General features: G+C 40.5%; 19 protein-coding genes. 10 read left to right on the top strand and 9 right to left on the bottom strand.

Annotated elements, in window-relative coordinates:
• Nucleotides 1–71 precede the first annotated feature (71 nt).
• A complete protein-coding gene (locus ACFQ3S_RS05845; RefSeq protein ID WP_377162235.1) occupies nt 72–482 on the bottom strand; it encodes a BrxA/BrxB family bacilliredoxin in 411 nt (136 codons plus the stop codon).
• A gap of 183 nt (nt 483–665) precedes the next feature.
• Between ACFQ3S_RS05845 and ACFQ3S_RS05840 the strand changes: the two genes are divergently transcribed.
• The 4 genes from ACFQ3S_RS05840 (at nt 666) to ACFQ3S_RS05825 (ending at nt 3836) form a co-directional block, all read left to right on the top strand.
• Entirely contained in the window at nt 666–1553 is an 888-nt protein-coding gene (locus ACFQ3S_RS05840; protein ID WP_377162233.1) for a peptidoglycan DD-metalloendopeptidase family protein, read from the top strand.
• A 189-nt stretch (nt 1554–1742) separates the two neighbouring features.
• Nucleotides 1743–3059 carry an adenosylhomocysteinase gene (gene ahcY / locus ACFQ3S_RS05835; RefSeq protein WP_377162231.1) on the top strand — a complete coding sequence of 439 codons (1317 nt, stop codon included), beginning with the start codon at nt 1743–1745 and terminating at the stop codon, nt 3057–3059.
• Nucleotides 3060–3192: 133 nt separating this feature from the next.
• The gene (locus tag ACFQ3S_RS05830) at nt 3193–3390 is read left to right on the top strand and encodes a hypothetical protein (RefSeq protein ID WP_377162229.1); all 198 of its coding nucleotides are present in this window, start codon (nt 3193–3195) and stop codon (nt 3388–3390) included.
• A complete protein-coding gene (locus ACFQ3S_RS05825) occupies nt 3387–3836 on the top strand; it encodes a DUF6036 family nucleotidyltransferase (RefSeq protein ID WP_377162227.1) in 450 nt (149 codons plus the stop codon). The genes ACFQ3S_RS05830 and ACFQ3S_RS05825 overlap by 4 nt, the downstream gene beginning before the upstream one ends.
• 12 nt (nt 3837–3848) lie before the next feature.
• On the opposite strand, the gene ACFQ3S_RS05820 is transcribed toward ACFQ3S_RS05825, so the two are convergent.
• Nucleotides 3849–4505: a M15 family metallopeptidase gene (locus ACFQ3S_RS05820; RefSeq protein WP_377162225.1), complete on the bottom strand. Its 657-nt coding sequence runs from the start codon at nt 4503–4505 to the stop codon at nt 3849–3851.
• Nucleotides 4506–4580: 75 nt separating this feature from the next.
• Here ACFQ3S_RS05820 and ACFQ3S_RS05815 point away from each other — a divergent pair, with 75 nt between their 5' ends.
• Nucleotides 4581–5639: a proline iminopeptidase-family hydrolase gene (locus ACFQ3S_RS05815; RefSeq protein ID WP_377162222.1), complete on the top strand. Its 1059-nt coding sequence runs from the start codon at nt 4581–4583 to the stop codon at nt 5637–5639.
• Nucleotides 5640–5793: 154 nt separating this feature from the next.
• Here ACFQ3S_RS05815 and ACFQ3S_RS05810 read toward each other — a convergent pair whose 3' ends face one another.
• The 3 genes from ACFQ3S_RS05810 to ACFQ3S_RS05800 form a co-directional block, all read right to left on the bottom strand.
• On the bottom strand, nt 5794–6234 hold the full coding sequence (locus tag ACFQ3S_RS05810) for an Hsp20/alpha crystallin family protein (protein WP_377162220.1): 441 nt from the start codon (nt 6232–6234) through the stop codon (nt 5794–5796).
• Between the two features lie 348 nt (nt 6235–6582).
• Nucleotides 6583–7311 carry an esterase family protein gene (locus ACFQ3S_RS05805; RefSeq protein ID WP_377162218.1) on the bottom strand — a complete coding sequence of 243 codons (729 nt, stop codon included), beginning with the start codon at nt 7309–7311 and terminating at the stop codon, nt 6583–6585.
• Between the two features lie 72 nt (nt 7312–7383).
• The gene (locus ACFQ3S_RS05800) at nt 7384–7974 is read right to left on the bottom strand and encodes a GDSL-type esterase/lipase family protein (RefSeq protein WP_377162216.1); all 591 of its coding nucleotides are present in this window, start codon (nt 7972–7974) and stop codon (nt 7384–7386) included.
• Between the two features lie 284 nt (nt 7975–8258).
• Here ACFQ3S_RS05800 and ACFQ3S_RS05795 point away from each other — a divergent pair, with 284 nt between their 5' ends.
• The 5 genes from ACFQ3S_RS05795 (at nt 8259) to ACFQ3S_RS05775 (ending at nt 10885) form a co-directional block, all read left to right on the top strand.
• The gene (locus ACFQ3S_RS05795) at nt 8259–8678 is read left to right on the top strand and encodes a DUF1801 domain-containing protein (protein WP_377162214.1); all 420 of its coding nucleotides are present in this window, start codon (nt 8259–8261) and stop codon (nt 8676–8678) included.
• 363 nt (nt 8679–9041) lie between these two features.
• Nucleotides 9042–9275, top strand: a complete 234-nt coding sequence (locus ACFQ3S_RS05790; RefSeq protein WP_377162212.1) for a DUF2798 domain-containing protein — start codon at nt 9042–9044, stop codon at nt 9273–9275.
• 83 nt (nt 9276–9358) lie between these two features.
• Nucleotides 9359–9601 carry a hypothetical protein gene (locus ACFQ3S_RS05785; RefSeq protein WP_377162210.1) on the top strand — a complete coding sequence of 81 codons (243 nt, stop codon included), beginning with the start codon at nt 9359–9361 and terminating at the stop codon, nt 9599–9601.
• A complete protein-coding gene (locus ACFQ3S_RS05780) occupies nt 9601–10245 on the top strand; it encodes a zeta toxin family protein (protein WP_377162208.1) in 645 nt (214 codons plus the stop codon). The genes ACFQ3S_RS05785 and ACFQ3S_RS05780 overlap by 1 nt, the downstream gene beginning before the upstream one ends.
• Before the next feature lie 256 nt (nt 10246–10501).
• On the top strand, nt 10502–10885 hold the full coding sequence (locus ACFQ3S_RS05775; RefSeq protein WP_377162206.1) for a hypothetical protein: 384 nt from the start codon (nt 10502–10504) through the stop codon (nt 10883–10885).
• 223 nt (nt 10886–11108) lie between these two features.
• On the opposite strand, the gene ACFQ3S_RS05770 is transcribed toward ACFQ3S_RS05775, so the two are convergent.
• From ACFQ3S_RS05770 to ACFQ3S_RS05755, 4 genes are all read right to left on the bottom strand, one after another.
• Entirely contained in the window at nt 11109–11522 is a 414-nt protein-coding gene (locus ACFQ3S_RS05770) for a hypothetical protein (RefSeq protein WP_377162204.1), read from the bottom strand.
• 181 nt (nt 11523–11703) lie between these two features.
• Nucleotides 11704–12117, bottom strand: coding sequence for a hypothetical protein (locus tag ACFQ3S_RS05765; protein WP_377162202.1), 414 nt, complete (start codon nt 12115–12117; stop codon nt 11704–11706).
• A 286-nt stretch (nt 12118–12403) separates the two neighbouring features.
• Entirely contained in the window at nt 12404–13066 is a 663-nt protein-coding gene (locus tag ACFQ3S_RS05760; protein ID WP_377162200.1) for a hypothetical protein, read from the bottom strand.
• A 2-nt stretch (nt 13067–13068) separates the two neighbouring features.
• Complete coding sequence (locus ACFQ3S_RS05755) at nt 13069–14847, bottom strand: hypothetical protein (RefSeq protein ID WP_377162198.1); 1779 nt, start codon at nt 14845–14847, stop codon at nt 13069–13071.
• Nucleotides 14848–14973 lie beyond the last annotated feature (126 nt).

The following is a 14973-nucleotide window of genomic DNA, read 5'->3' as shown; positions in this document are numbered from 1 at the left end:
AACGTAAAGTATAAAAATCGGAGTGAAGATATTTTCAAAGCCCTCCCTCCCGGGGAGGGTTGGGGAGGGGCTTAGCAGTATTGATCAAAAGCATCGATCAGGTTGTCGGCAATCATTTGTGCCGGACGACCTTCAATTTGGTGACGCTCGATAATGTGTACCAGTTTACCATCTTTAAACAAAGCCATAGCAGGCGATGATGGAGGGTAAGGCAGCATATAACGACGTGCTTCGTTAACAGCATCGGCTTCCATACCGGCAAAAACGGTTACCATTTTGTTAGGGCGTTTAGCGTTTTGGGCAGCTAACTTAGCAGCCGGACGAGCCATAGCTGCAGCGCAACCGCAAACCGAATTTACCACAACAAACACCGTACCTTCGCTTTCTACCGCGTTTTTTACTTCATCGGCATCTTTTAGTTCCTGGAAACCGGCACCGGTTAAATCGGCCCGCATTGGAGCCACTAAATATTCTGGATACATTGTAGTTATATTAAAATTGTCAATTACAAAAATACTCAAACCAAGTTGAAAAAAATAGGTGCATTAAAATATTAACATTAAGCTGACGTTTTGGCTATAACAAAATAAAGATTAGTTTGCGTTATTGCTACGGAATACTTATTTTGTTGTCCCTTATATTATTGATCTTTTTTAAACTATTGAATGAACTTAAAATATACCAATTTGAGTAAAGTAGCTATTTTAGATAAACGTAATTTCAGCACACGGGCAAAACAGGTTAAAGCATTCTATTTAACACGAATAAAAGCCATTACAGCGGTTTGTTTCGCCATGATCGTAGCCTTGCTGGTCACCATTTTTCAGTTAAGGCAGCATAGCCAGGCACAAATTGCCGAAAACAACCGTTTAAGCGCACAGTTAGCCGCCTTGCAAAACCAGATCAGCGATAAAGAAGCCAGGCTCGATCTGATAACCTCTTCTAACGATAGTACAAGTAACAAAGCCCTTACTTATATTGAAGGCATTCAAAACAAACTTGGAAAAATAAATACCTACCTCAGCAAGCGCGGACTGCGGGGTATCTCTTTTAAAGTAAGTAAAGCCGCCGCCAAAAAAGCTAACGAAAAAGGGGGCTATGTAAACTTATACAGCAAGTACAACCGCTATCTTGATAAGTTAGTTGACAACATTGCCGAAATGCCAATGGGTTACCCGCGTGTAAGCGACCTGACCTCCTATTTTGGCAGCCGCAGCAATCCTTTCAGTAACGAGGGCGGCGAGTTTCACCCCGGTTTAGATTTCAGAGGCAAAAAAGGAGACCCTGTTAACTGTACTGCCACAGGTAAAGTAGTATTTGCCGGCAGGTCAGGCGGTTATGGCAACTGCGTACGCATTCGCCATAGCAGTAACCTCGAAACCTGGTATGGTCACCTGTCGCGCATTACCGTGCGCGAAGGTCAGCAGGTTATGGTTGGTCAGTTAATAGGAAAAGTAGGTTCAACCGGCCGTTCCACAGGTCCGCACCTGCACTACGAAGTGCGCCGCAACGGCAAGGCGGTTAACCCTAAGCGGTATTTGAGCTTGAATTGAATGTACCGATCCATAAATAATTGTGGGCAATTGCTGTGCTCGTGTAGGTAGTTTATTAGGCCAAATTGTCAACTCATAATCATAATTAGTACAATATTGTACTTTATTTGCCGTAGTTGCTATGCCCGATAGTTATAGCTTGTTTAACTCACGGGCATTAACTACTTTTGCAATTCAAAATTCAATAGTATGTCAACAGTAGAAACCGCCTACGTAAAATACAAGGTAAAAGACTTATCACTTGCTGAGTGGGGCCGCAAAGAAATAGGATTGGCCGAAGCCGAAATGCCAGGTTTAATGGCACTTCGCGAAGAGTTTGGCGCATCGAAACCATTGGCAGGTGCCCGCATTGCCGGTTGCTTGCACATGACCATTCAAACCGCCGTTTTAATTGAAACTTTAGTTGAACTGGGCGCTGAAGTTACTTGGTCGTCTTGTAATATATTTTCAACTCAGGATCATGCCGCTGCCGCTATTGCTGCTGCTGGTATTCAGGTTTACGCCTGGAAAGGCTTGAACGAGGAGGAATTTAACTGGTGTATTGAGCAAACTTTATTTTTTGGCGAAGAGCGCAAGCCGTTAAATATGATTTTGGATGATGGTGGCGATTTAACCAATATGGTGTTAGATCAATATCCTGAACTGATAGCCGCTATTAAAGGTCTGTCGGAAGAAACTACCACCGGCGTACACCGTTTATACGAGCGTGTTAAAAATGGCACCCTTCCTATGCCGGCTATCAACGTTAATGACTCGGTTACCAAATCGAAATTCGATAATAAATACGGTTGCCGCGAATCATTAGTTGACGCTATCCGTCGTGCTACCGATGTAATGATGGCTGGTAAAGTAGCCGTGGTTTGCGGTTATGGCGATGTAGGTAAAGGTTCGGCCGATTCATTGCGTAACGCCGGTGTTCGTGTAATTGTTACCGAAATTGACCCGATTTGTGCGCTGCAAGCTGCTATGGAAGGTTTTGAAGTTAAGAAATTGACTACCGCTATAGCTGAGGCCGACATTGTGGTAACGGCTACCGGCAACTGCAACATCGTTCGCGAAGAGCATTTCCGTGCCTTGAAAGACAAAGCCATCGTTTGTAACATCGGTCACTTCGATAATGAGATTGATATGGCCTGGTTAAACGGCACTTATGGCGATAGCAAAATTGAAATAAAACCGCAGGTTGATAAATATACGATTGAAGGTAAAGACGTAATTGTATTAGCTGAAGGCCGTTTGGTTAATTTAGGTTGTGCAACCGGTCATCCGAGCTTTGTAATGTCTGCCTCGTTCACTAACCAAACATTAGCGCAATTGGAATTGTGGAACAACGCCGGTGCCTACGAAAACAAGGTTTATACTTTGCCTAAGCAACTGGATGAAAAAGTTGCCCGTTTACACTTAGCTAAAATAGGAGTGGAACTGGAAGAGCTGGACACCTACCAAGCCGAGTATATTGGCGTAACCGTTGAAGGTCCGTTTAAACCGGAGTATTACAGGTATTAATATTGAGTACTTAGTAGTAAGCATCAACTATAAAGACAAGAGGCATGATTCAAAAGATCATGCCTTTTTTGTTTAGTAACTAATCAACTATTTGATTGAAAAGATTAAAGTAACCTGTATATTTAGCTGTAGCATGAAAACAAGAATTGTACCGGTAGTCAGAAGAGCAAAACTTAAGGAAATTGATGAAGACCTGGAGGACATGACCTACTGGCTTTCACGCCCTCCGCAAGAGCGTATTGCTGCAGTTACCCGGCTAATTACTATGCACCTGCAACCCGGCCAGCGAATGGATAAAACTTATGTTGTTAAACGCAAACTGCATTCATGACATTAGATCAGGACTTTGAAGATTTTGTGAGCTTGCTCAACAAACATGATGTAGCCTACATGGTTGTTGGAGGCTATGCGTTGGCATTTCATGGTAAGCCCAGACATACTGGTGATCTTGATATTTGGATTGAAACGTCAGAGAGCAACGCAGAGAAAATGTGCATAGTTTTAGCTGATTTTGGTATGGCTTCTTTAAGGTTATCCAAATCGGATTTTTTAGAAGAAGGCACCATCACTCAGATAGGCTATCCACCTCTACGTATAGATATATTGAATGAGATTGATGGTGTAAATTTTCGGGAAGCTTATCCAAACAAATTAGTTATTGATGTTGACGGCATGCCTGTTAATTATATTGGTTTGGATGATTTGATCAAGAATAAAAAGGCAAGTGGTCGAAATCAAGATATAACGGATGTTAAATCTTTAAATAAGTTGAAATAGCTTTTTTTCATTTTACTTAATTTCGCTAAACTGTACATTCCCTATTCTGTATTGTTTCCAATCCTTAAAGTCAAAGTGCCACCATTCTACATTATAAACGGTAAAGCCGTGCGCTTCCATTTTGCTGCGAAGCAAGTCGCGCATCTGGCGTTGTTGTAGGCTACCTCCGGTATAATTAGGGTACGAGCGCTCGCTCATTTCGTCATAAGCACCGGTCATTTCCACTTCCTTGCCGGTTTTTAAGTCATACAAAGTCAAATCTACCGCGCAGCCTCGGTTATGGCGTGATCCTTTTCGGGGATCGGCTACAAATTTCCGGTTTTCGGCCAAAGTGATATCCCAAAACAATTTAGTTACGCTCCATGGCCGGTATCCGTCAAAAATCATTAAGCCATATCCTAAAGGTTTAAGTTCTTGGTTTACCTTTGCTACGGCCATAGCGGCATGATACTGCAAAAAGGCACGCGCTTGTCGGTACACCGGCCGGCCAGCTAAATTATTGGCGGTAGCATAACGGATGTCGAGTTTGAGGGTTGAATCTACTTTAATGAGTTCTACCAGGTCGGTTGGTTTAAAGGTGCCGGTTTCTTTAGGCATTTGCGTAGCGCAACCGCAAAGCATACACCATAAAAAAAGAAATTTGTAGTACCTGCTTGCAGTGGCTTTCATTAGGTTAAAATACTTATTTAATGCAAGTACACAATCGGCTAATAATAATATATTAGTGTTTCAATCTATACTAAAATGGCCGCAAAAAACTTGATTAAATTCTTAATGTTAATAGCCATTACCTGGCTAAGCGCTTGTAACAGTAACCAGCAGCACAGTTCAGGTACTGATCTGTCATCATACTTTAAAGATACCACCACGGGTGTTAAAACCGGCGGTGTTCAGGTCGTTTCTATCAACACCCCTAAAGGTAAATTTAATGTATGGACAAAAAAAATAGGCAACAATCCAAAAATGAAATTGCTGTTGCTTAATGGCGGCCCGGGTGCTACGCATGAGTATTTTGAATGTATGGAAAGCTTTTTACCTGCCGAGGGTATAGAGCTGATTTATTACGACCAGTTAGGCTGCGGTAATTCGGATAACCCTAATGACAGCAGCATGTGGAGCCTGCCGCGTTACGTGGAAGAGGTGGAGCAGGTACGCCAGGCTCTAAAGCTTGATAAGGATAATTTTTACCTGCTTGGACATTCGTGGGGCGGCATATTGGCTTTGGAGTATGCTTTAAAGTATCAGCAGCATTTAAAGGGATTGGTAATTTCGAATATGATGGCCAGCTGCCCCGATTATGGCAAGTACGCCAATGAGGTTTTGGCCAAGCAATTGGACCCTAATGTACTGGCTAAAATACAGGCTATTGAAGCTAAGGGCGATTTTGAGAACCCTGAGTATATGCAACTGCTGATGCCAAACTTTTATGCGAAGCACATTTGCCGTGTACCGCTTGATAAATGGCCCGAGCCGGTTAACCGGTCATTTAGTAAAATGAACAATTCTCTTTATGTAACTATGCAAGGCCCCAGTGAGTTCGGCATTTCGGGAAAACTGTTAACGTGGAACCGTAAAGCCGACCTGCCTAAAATAACAGTTCCGGCGTTAAGCATTGGCGCGCAGTATGATACCATGGACCCCAAACACATGCAATGGATGGCTACCCAGTTTGCAAATGGCAGCTACCTGTATTGCCCTAATGGCAGCCACATGAGTATGTATGATGACCAACAGACCTATATGGCAGGCCTCATTAAATTTATAAAGAACGTAAATCAAGGGGAGAAGAAAATGAAATTGTAGTATGCCTGTTAGTTAGTGAGTTAGTATGCAGTTGGTAAGTTGCAGCATACGATACTGTTAAATGTCGGATCAAATTTTAACTACTACCATATAAAAATCAAAAGGCCCCTGCAAAAACAAGGGCCTTTTGGCAATAGAAGAATATAAAAACAACTTATTTAATTTCTATCTGGCGGCTTACCATTTTAGCCTCTTCTTTTTTAGCTACATCAATTTGCAGTACACCATCATTGTAAACTGCTTCAATACGGCTATCGTCGGCAGTATCGGGCAGGGTAAACGAGCGTACAAATGAGCTGTAGCTAAACTCGCGTTTGTTATACCGTTTTTGGGTTTCGGTGTTTTCGGCCCTTTGCTCAACCGATACGGTTAGCAGGTTACGCTCGGTAGAAAGTTTAAAGTCCTGTTTTTTTAAGCCTGGTGCGGCCAGTTCAATGTGGTAGGCTTCAGGCGTTTCGCTAATGTTTACCGCCGGTACCCGCGATACCATACGGTCAGCCACAAAAGAATCGTTAAATAAGTTTTCCAAAATGTCGTTAAAGCCTGGCACTAACGCATTGTTGTTTTTTTCGGTGTTCCATTTAACCATACTCATAGTTTGTTCCTCCTAAATTTTTTAAATGAATGAACTATAAATTAATTAACTGATATATTGCATAAACAACCCGGGTGCCAAATAGCAAATAGTGGGTTTTACTGACAAAATTTCGGGATAACCCGCAGTTGAAAATGTAATAATTTCAGTAGATGTGTCAAAATTTCGCCTGATGTGCTTATTGTAGTTACCTTATAGGGCTGAAAAATTAACATACGTTTAAAGTGGCCAGAGTTTAAATGATATGCTTTGTTCAGAATTGGTAGCGGCTACACACAAGTAATTGTGGATAAAGAAGCGTAATTTACGACTATTATAAAAGGTTAATTAATTCCTTTGAATAAGTTTTTATAAGTATAACTGTACCATTTGCCGCCAAAAGCGTGGGAGGTGGGCGTTCCCTTCCCAGGTGTATAGTTTGTGTGGTATGCTCTTTTTGGTCAGTATCTCTCCAAACATAATATTAAACGGGTAAAAAGGGTCTTCGGCTCCTATGGCAATAGTAATATCAATTTGCCGGATGAGTGCTAACAAATGCTCGTCTTCCATTTCGGCCATAAAATGCTGTGGGGTATTTAAAAATATTTCCCGGTTCCTGAAACCGTCAAACAGGTCGTCGTAATTTTCCAGCTGAATGGTAAGATCGTACCTGCCACTCATGGCAACTACCTTTTTAAATACAGCAGGATGCCTTAATGCCAAATTTATAGCGTGAAACGCACCCATACTACAGCCAGCAACCACTAAACTGGCATTAGCGTTTTGCTTTAACATAAACGGAACCACCTCTTTGAGTATGTAGGCTTCGTATTGCAAATGCCTGTTAATGCGTTCTGCCGGTTCTGCGTTTTTATTATAAAAGCTTTCCGCATCAATGCTATCTACACAAAAAAGTTGAATTTGATTTTTGTTGAGGCGCTCTCTTAAACCGGCAACTACACCCCAGTTCTCATAATCAAAAAAGCGGGCCATACGGGTTGGAAAAAACAACACAGCTTGCCCGGTATGGCCAAATACCAGCAGTTCCATGTCGCGTTGCAACTCAGTGCTAAACCATTTATGATATGCTCTTTCCATCAGGATTATTGCCTTATAATATTTGGAAATATCAGTAATGTATATTACCTGCACATTGTGCAGGTGTTAAAGTTATGCCGTTAAGCTTTTACTAATGGCCTCGCGCCATAACTCGTAACCTTTAGGGCTTAAATGGAGGCCGTCGCTAATATAATACGAACTTTCGGGCTGGCCGTTGGCATTTAACATTGTTTTAAAAATATTAATAAAGCGCCAGTTATTTTCCTGCTTAATAATTTCGCTTTCAATTAAATTATTGGCATACCTAAACTGGTCGGCCATTGCCCAGCGGGCAGGACTTGGTTTTAATGATAGGTAATAACACGGAATATCACCAAAACGTTCGCGCACTTTAACTATCAGGTCCTGAAAAAACAAAAAAACTTCTTCGGGTCGGCGGCCATCACCCAAATCGTTATCACCTGCATAAATTATTAACCGCTTAGGATTATAAGGCATCATCAACCTATCGAAAAACCAAACACAGGCAGCCAGGGTAGAGCCACCAAATCCCATGTTAATAGGCTTAAATTCACTAAAATCTTTATGAAGGCTGGTCCACATGCGTATGCTCGAACTGCCGTAAAAGATCGTCTCGGGTTCATATCCTAACTTTAAGCTTTCCCTTTCCAGGTGTTTCACCTCATCCTCGTACCAATACATTCCGTAATTTTATAAAAATAATATAATTAATTGTACTCAATTAATTTTCGGGGTGGAAAATTACAACAAATGAGCCTGAAACTATGATAAATTATAGTTTTTGTTTTATTATGTGTGTTTTTTATTAGTAAGTGTTAAATATTAAAGTGTAAAATTTGCTTATTTACCAACCGGGAAGGCACGGGCAAAATAGCCGTTGCCATAAATAATGGAACACAGCTATTAATAGAATTTTGAAAAAAAAATCAGTTAAACCGTATATTTAATTATTGAACTTACCAGCTATGCCCAAAAATAAGACCACCGAAACTGAAGGCAGTGTTGCCGATTTTATAAATAAAGTTGCCGATACCGTTAAGCGTAACGATTGCTACCATTTAGTAGAACTTATTACCACTCAAACCGGTTTGCCGGCCAAAATGTGGGGTAGCGCCATTGTAGGTTTTGGCCGCTATCATTATCAATATGATAGCGGCCACGAGGGCGATGCGCCTTTGATCGGTTTTTCGCCCAGGGCGAACGCGCTGGTGTTGTATATGGATCCCGATTTTGCACGAAGGGAAGAACTGCTGCAAAGCTTTGGAAAACATAAGCAGGGCAAAGCCTGCATCTACATTAAAAAACTGGCCGATGTAGAAGAAGAGGTATTGAAGGAACTGATCACCGATTCGGTGGAGCACATGAAAAGCGTATATGGTGCATAAGTTATTCAAGGGGAACCAGAGCTAACGTTTTCATATAACTAAGGTGTAATTTATATGATGAACATGTTTAGAGCTTGGGTAGTTAGCCTATAGTCAATACACTACAAGCATAGTAGTTTGTAGACGGAAGTCTACGGAAAGCGGGGTTTCCAACTTGTGGTGATAATAACGGAAATTTTAAATTTCCTCAAATTGCCCTCCCAAAGGCACGATCATATAGAGAACAATTATTTTCCGGTATTGTAGTCAAAGACTACAGGCAGAGTAGTCCTTAAACTATAACTACGGACAGCGGGAGAAACAGAAAGCAGGATTAAGCCAGCAGGAAAAAATTATTTTTAACTTGTTAAATATTTAAACTCCATGTATAAAATTAAGAGGCGGTATTTGCCGGTTATCATTTCTGTAACCATGGGTTTTTTTATGGGCCTGATCATGAGTTTTGTGATGACATTGATCTATGTTGGTCTTACTCGTGTATTTTTCATGGCATGGCTAAAATCAGCTATGCTAAGTATAGCCGTGGGCATTCCGGTTGCTTTGTTAGTAGGACCATTAGTGATACGGGTGTTGCAAAATATCACAGTAGATGAATAAAGCTTTGCATAAGTTAGTAGTATCGCCAACCGGTTGCTTGAAAATAAACTAAATTCAAACACTGAATTAGCTATCTTGCATTCATGGAACAATCGGGTATAGTAGACCTCTTATTAACTAACATTAATAACATTCATGAACTGGGTAAGCAACGGGCTTTTGAATTAGGTAATCCGTTTTATGCCAAGTACGAAGGTGATGGGGAATATTATCATAAAGAACTACCTACAGGGGAAGTGTATTTAGTAAGCGTTGAAATTATCATGGATGAAAACGATATCCCCGTTGAAATAAAAGATACGATTATTAAGCAAATACTACCCTAATGGCTAAGCCAGAACTACTCTTTGTTGTGGGATGCAATGCTGCCGGTAAGTCCAGTTTTATTCGAACCCGGATCAATAATTTGGAAGGATTTGAAATTATTATGACCGATGTTTACAAGGGCCGGTCGAAAGAAATTTTTTCACAGGCACTTAAACAAGGCAAAAGCATTATACTGGAAACTGTTTTTAATGACGATAGCTACAAAGACTTAGTTGATAAGGCCAGGGATGCAGGTTATCATACCGCCTTAATCGTATTGTTTTTGGACTCGTTGCAACACTCCATTGACCGAGTTGCATTCCGTAGTATGGAACAAAACGGGTTAGTGATTAGCGGAAGTAATATTCAAATTAACTTTAATGAGAGCTTTAAAAATGTAGCCTGCTATTTTTTCTACTTCGATAAAACAGATTTTATATATACTGGCATAACAGGAAGTAACATGCAAATCATGCGTTTTAGTAAATCAAAAATCACCTACTACAAAGCCAGCGATTTGCAGTACCCTCAAAAATTTGCAGCCTTTGCCTGTCATAATGATCGTCTCAATCAAGAGGCTCTTAGCTCCCGCAAGCGTCCCGCTTGTGGCTCCAATGCTTATTACCACAAGCGGGACGCTTGCGGGAGCGAGGGGGCCAGTTAATACTCACAAGATACAATTTTGTTGAACATTTTTCCACTCACTTCAAACTTTTAACGCCCTCTATAAAACATAAAATCTTAATAATTCTGAATTGAGGTACTTTGCTTACCTTTAGTTTAAGATGTCACGATCATTCAGATACATAATTGTAGTAGTGCTACTATCACTTGGCTCTGGCACGCTTGCTCAAAGTATTTATTTGAAGAGTAATGAAACTACATTGTATAGTTTCAAGACAGCAAGCGGTAAGACACTCATGTTAGCTTTAGATACTGCAAATAAGTACATTATCTACCGATACGGAACTTCTAAGTATATCGAGTTTGAATATCCTAAAGATACTATTAACAGCTTCAACAAGTTCAAACGATTCTACTACGTTCGGTACGGTGGCTATCCAAATGCAGGAACAGAGATTAGCCAGGTTGAGTTTACCAATGAAGGTTTTACTTATAAGATATACGATCAATCGTTTACACTTGATGAAAGCTATCGATCGGAAATTGGTTTAACAATCGAAAGCCCTAAGTTGAAGAAGCAAATTGAAATCAAGGGTCTTGTGAAGACACGGAAGGGAGGCTTAATGGGGTTGAAGGAGTCTGAACTTATAAAACTATCAGATGGACCGTTCGGTCACTAAGTATCTCTTAGCTCCCGCAAGTGTCCCGCTTGTGGCTTTATATACTTAAACTCCAATACTTACTCCACAAGCGGGACGCTTGCGGGAGCGAGGGGGTAAAATGTTGGACATTGGTATCGCTGCTCATGCCAGTAACCACTACAAAATGATAGTCAAAGACTACAGGCACAAATGTCCGTAGACAGGAGGTCTACGGATAGCAGAGTACTCAAAAACTTCATAATCATTCAGCCTTTCTAACTTTTGTTACGATAATCAGAGGCGGATTACGTACATCGGCGAGCGCTTTATAACGAAAAACGACACAAGTAACAATTATTTTTTGATCTAAATCTCCGTATATAATTTTTTTTGCAATTTGACTGTTATCGCTTAAAGTACAACGATATATTTTATTACAATCATCAGGTATAAAATGTATAGTGCTTCTTACGTCCTTTGACCTTAAATGCCCCTTTTTCTCGAGATATAGAATAGCAGGGTCATTAGGGAGAAACCTTGTTAAATTTTTATAAGTCGCCTTAATCACAACTGTATCAATTATTTTGTTATTTGAAGGAAAAATGCTACAGTTTTGTTGCGAAGGTCTATAAAGCGCTACAATCAATCCACTTACAAGTATCAATGTGTTTTTCATTATTGCTTGGTTTTTCTTACTTGCGTAACGGTATAAATAATTTTGCCAGCGCTGTTACGGTAAAGCGGTTACAACTACAGAGAAAGCCTGAAATAAAACATAAGAATACTAAACTCTATTATATGAGTACTTGGTCACACATGCACATATTCAGCAAAAACAGTAACTCGAAAGCTTTCTGTCATTCAGCTTTTCTAAGTTTTGTGACAATTATTACAGGTTGTTTCAAACCTTTAGTGAGGTATTTATCCCTAAAAATAACGCAGGTAGCTATTACTTTTTGACCTGATTCTTTGATTGAAATTTCCCTTGCGACTTTGCTGGCATCACTTAAAGGGCAAGTATATACTTTATCACAATTTTCCGGGATGAAACGTATAGCACTTTTTACATCTTTTGCCTTTAAGTGTCCCTTCTTTTCAAGATAGAGAATAGCAGGATCATTTGGAACAAACATCATGAAATCTACATAAGTTACTCTAACAATAACCGTGTCAATTATTTTGTTATTTGAAGGAATAATATTGCAGTTTTGCTGCCGAGGGCTACAAAATGCTGCACCCACTCCACTTAGGATTATCAATATGTATTTCATTATTGCTTGGTTTTTCTTACTTGCGTAACGGTATAAATAACTTTGCCGGCACTGTTACGATAAAGCGCCCGATATAATGAACTTATATTAGCGTAAGTTATGCCTCTGAATATGCCTTGTGAAGCATTATAATATAATTTATTTTGTGAGCTCGTCCCATACCAAATAATGGCTGTCGCCCCATCATAAAAATTAAAATATTGTCCAGTAGCGTCGGTTCCCATCCCCTTAACTACCACAAAAATGTTCCGTTATACCATGAGGGTTGCCAGTTCATTGTTAATAATCAGGGATATAGCTTTGAATAATCATAGTGTGTATCTGATGCACCATCACCCTGGGAATCAATCAACCATTTTCCCTTTGTTTTTGTCAAAGTAAAGATGAATATATTAGATTTTGAAATAACAAACTTAACTAAGGCTTTATCATCCATGACGTAAATGTTAGTAAACTTACCTTCATGAATGTGGTCAAAGGTTTCTTCGGGTTCAAAGCCAAATAATAAATCAGCTTGTAGCCCTGGTAATGGCCCATAATAGTCTTTCACGGGATGCCTGGCCAGACCGTCGGATACCGTTTTGTAAATAACCCTTAAATCGTTTAAAAAATTTTCGGAAACCAGGTTTGATTTTTTAAAATTACTTAAATATACCTCTACCGCGGGCATGCGCACCTTGAGGACACTATCCTTTTTGATAGTATCCTGATTATACCCCCAGATGATAGGCACTGTCTCAAGATGTGTGCCGTGCTTTTTGTACCAATACAAATAGTTGGTAATAGTTTTTTTAATATCGCTATATGCTGGCTGTACTTTTTTCTTCTCCGGTGTTTGATGGCAGTTACAGAATAAGCCTGAGATAATACATAAAAATAGTATCTGTTTTATTACATTTTTATGTTGCTTCAAATAAATATATAAGGTGGTAATTAATCTGTTCTTCATAGCTACTTGGTTTTTCTTACATGTGTAATGGTAACAATAACCTTTCCGGCGCTATTACGGTAAACGGCTTTACTATCATGTTGCGGGTCAAAGGGAACCTGTGTTACGCCTCTGAATATGCCCTGCTCGGCATTATAGTATATTTTGTTTTGCGAGCTTGTTCCGTACCAGGCATAGGCTGTTGCCCCGTCAAAAAAACTAAAGTACTGGCCGGTAGCATCAGTCCCCATACCGGTGATCACTACAAAATGGTCTGTCTTGCCATCATAGTTTTTATCAGGCGCACCAGGCATATAATCCACGCCCACCACTATAGGTATACCAGCAGCTATTTTTGCTTTCATATAACTGGCCGCCTTCGCCGCTTCCGGTTTATCAATTCCACCGTCTTTTGTATTTATTTTAAACGTCTGTCCCGGAGCATCATAACCCGAAATCGTATAATTCCCCACTTTTGCAATTTGTGCCCTGGCTATAGTTAAGCAGTTCCTATAATCATATTTTACAAACTTATCTGCCGGTATCACGCTTTTAACCGTAGGCCAAGGATCGTTTTGCTGGTAAGAGCCGTAATCGGTATAGTCGTAGTTCTCGGTGCTAAAATCGTCGGTTTCGCCGGTATTGTTGTTGGCCGGGTCGGCACTAACGGCGGTTCCGTTTAAAATGGCCGTAATGTTATCGCGTATCAGCGCTTTCAGTTCTTCGCTTACGGTGCCGTTGGGCAGCACATTTTCCTGCAGCAGTTCGGCAATCTTTCCTGCTATGTTGGGGTTTACGTTCAACAGGTCGGCCTGGTCTGTAGTTAAGTTCAGGGCATTCTGGAGGTTTGTAGTTAAAGCGGAGTAAGACTGCGGTGGAATAGGGTTGTCGCAAGGTGTAGTGGGTACCGATGCCGGCCCACCATTAGGGTCATCATTCGTTCCTTCGGTACAAGGAGTATATTGAGGAGGTAAACTTGGGTACACAATAGGAACTTCTCCCGAAACAGTAGAGGTGGGCAGTTCGGCAACTGGAGGAGTTGGAGGGGGGTTACCACCGCCGCCGCCACCACCACCACCGCCGCCAGCTTCGGGTATGTAATCACAATCAAGCGAGGTGGCGTAGGTAAACTCAAAATGGGCAGGATTGTCGGCCGTGCAGTTTTCATCAAATAACCCGTGGTTGGGCCCGCCGTCGCAGGGCACAATAATAATACCGGTAACGTAACGGGTGGTTGTACAAATCATGCCCGACAATACCTTGACGTCGGTCGCTTTAACACCATTGCTGACTAAACCAGTGCCTAAATTAAAAGGTGTACGTTTAATTTTACCTGTGAAATAAGGGTGTCTCCCTGCCTGGTGGCTTTGCCTGAATGCTATATCAGGATAATAGGTCAGCATAAAAGAGGTAACCTTATTACCCTCTATATCAACAACCAGATTTTGAAACTGTACGGCGTGTGGTGTAGTTAGTTTCAGGGGAATAGTAAAAGTAGTATGTTGCGCATTAATTATTTTTTTAATGCTGTCTGTTTCTAAAACTATGGATTTATCTGCTGCACCAGTACTTAAACTAACCCGTCCTTTCGTTTTTTTACCTTTGTTAAAGGTAGCAAAACCCGAAGGTGATTTCTTTTCCAGTACGGTCAAAAACTCATCAAAAGAAGGTTTTTCGAGTTTAACGTAGTTTTTTTTAACGCCTGTTTTGTTTTCTGAATTATACAGCTCTTTTTTACAGGAAGTAAATAATACGGTGAGGCATAAAGTGAGAGCCAGGTAGCGTAAGTTTACAGTATTCATACTCTTTGTTTAGGTTTAAGTATGCTACTAAAATAGTATTATTTATTTACCTAACAATCAACATCATAAGAAAAACGATATTCATCTGCTCCAGCAAGTTGAGCTTATCGTAAACCCCTGCTGTAT

The organism is Mucilaginibacter terrae, from assembly GCF_042679325.1.
Lineage (GTDB): Bacteria > Bacteroidota > Bacteroidia > Sphingobacteriales > Sphingobacteriaceae > Mucilaginibacter > Mucilaginibacter terrae.
The sequence above is the reverse complement of the archived record's forward strand: the minus strand, read 5'-3'. Positions and strand labels throughout refer to the sequence as shown.

Excerpts from the sequence above, each read along its gene's own strand:
- ACFQ3S_RS05780 (WP_377162208.1), top strand. The coding sequence starts at position 9,601 with ATGGCTAAGCCAGAACTACTCTTTGTTGTGGGATGCAATGCTGCCGGT.
- ACFQ3S_RS05845 (WP_377162235.1), bottom strand. The coding sequence starts at position 482 with ATGTATCCAGAATATTTAGTGGCTCCAATGCGGGCCGATTTAACCGGT.
- ACFQ3S_RS05830 (WP_377162229.1), top strand. The coding sequence starts at position 3,193 with ATGAAAACAAGAATTGTACCGGTAGTCAGAAGAGCAAAACTTAAGGAA.
- ACFQ3S_RS05775 (WP_377162206.1), top strand. The coding sequence starts at position 10,502 with ATGTTAGCTTTAGATACTGCAAATAAGTACATTATCTACCGATACGGA.
- ACFQ3S_RS05765 (WP_377162202.1), bottom strand. The coding sequence starts at position 12,117 with ATGAAATACATATTGATAATCCTAAGTGGAGTGGGTGCAGCATTTTGT.
- ACFQ3S_RS05810 (WP_377162220.1), bottom strand. The coding sequence starts at position 6,234 with ATGAGTATGGTTAAATGGAACACCGAAAAAAACAACAATGCGTTAGTG.
- ahcY (WP_377162231.1), top strand. The coding sequence starts at position 1,743 with ATGTCAACAGTAGAAACCGCCTACGTAAAATACAAGGTAAAAGACTTA.
- ACFQ3S_RS05825 (WP_377162227.1), top strand. The coding sequence starts at position 3,387 with ATGACATTAGATCAGGACTTTGAAGATTTTGTGAGCTTGCTCAACAAA.
- ACFQ3S_RS05770 (WP_377162204.1), bottom strand. The coding sequence starts at position 11,522 with ATGAAAAACACATTGATACTTGTAAGTGGATTGATTGTAGCGCTTTAT.
- ACFQ3S_RS05785 (WP_377162210.1), top strand. The coding sequence starts at position 9,359 with ATGGAACAATCGGGTATAGTAGACCTCTTATTAACTAACATTAATAAC.
- ACFQ3S_RS05790 (WP_377162212.1), top strand. The coding sequence starts at position 9,042 with ATGTATAAAATTAAGAGGCGGTATTTGCCGGTTATCATTTCTGTAACC.
- ACFQ3S_RS05805 (WP_377162218.1), bottom strand. The coding sequence starts at position 7,311 with ATGGAAAGAGCATATCATAAATGGTTTAGCACTGAGTTGCAACGCGAC.
- ACFQ3S_RS05760 (WP_377162200.1), bottom strand. The coding sequence starts at position 13,066 with ATGAAGAACAGATTAATTACCACCTTATATATTTATTTGAAGCAACAT.
- ACFQ3S_RS05840 (WP_377162233.1), top strand. The coding sequence starts at position 666 with ATGAACTTAAAATATACCAATTTGAGTAAAGTAGCTATTTTAGATAAA.
- ACFQ3S_RS05820 (WP_377162225.1), bottom strand. The coding sequence starts at position 4,505 with ATGAAAGCCACTGCAAGCAGGTACTACAAATTTCTTTTTTTATGGTGT.
- ACFQ3S_RS05795 (WP_377162214.1), top strand. The coding sequence starts at position 8,259 with ATGCCCAAAAATAAGACCACCGAAACTGAAGGCAGTGTTGCCGATTTT.
- ACFQ3S_RS05800 (WP_377162216.1), bottom strand. The coding sequence starts at position 7,974 with ATGTATTGGTACGAGGATGAGGTGAAACACCTGGAAAGGGAAAGCTTA.
- ACFQ3S_RS05815 (WP_377162222.1), top strand. The coding sequence starts at position 4,581 with ATGGCCGCAAAAAACTTGATTAAATTCTTAATGTTAATAGCCATTACC.
- ACFQ3S_RS05755 (WP_377162198.1), bottom strand. The coding sequence starts at position 14,847 with ATGAATACTGTAAACTTACGCTACCTGGCTCTCACTTTATGCCTCACC.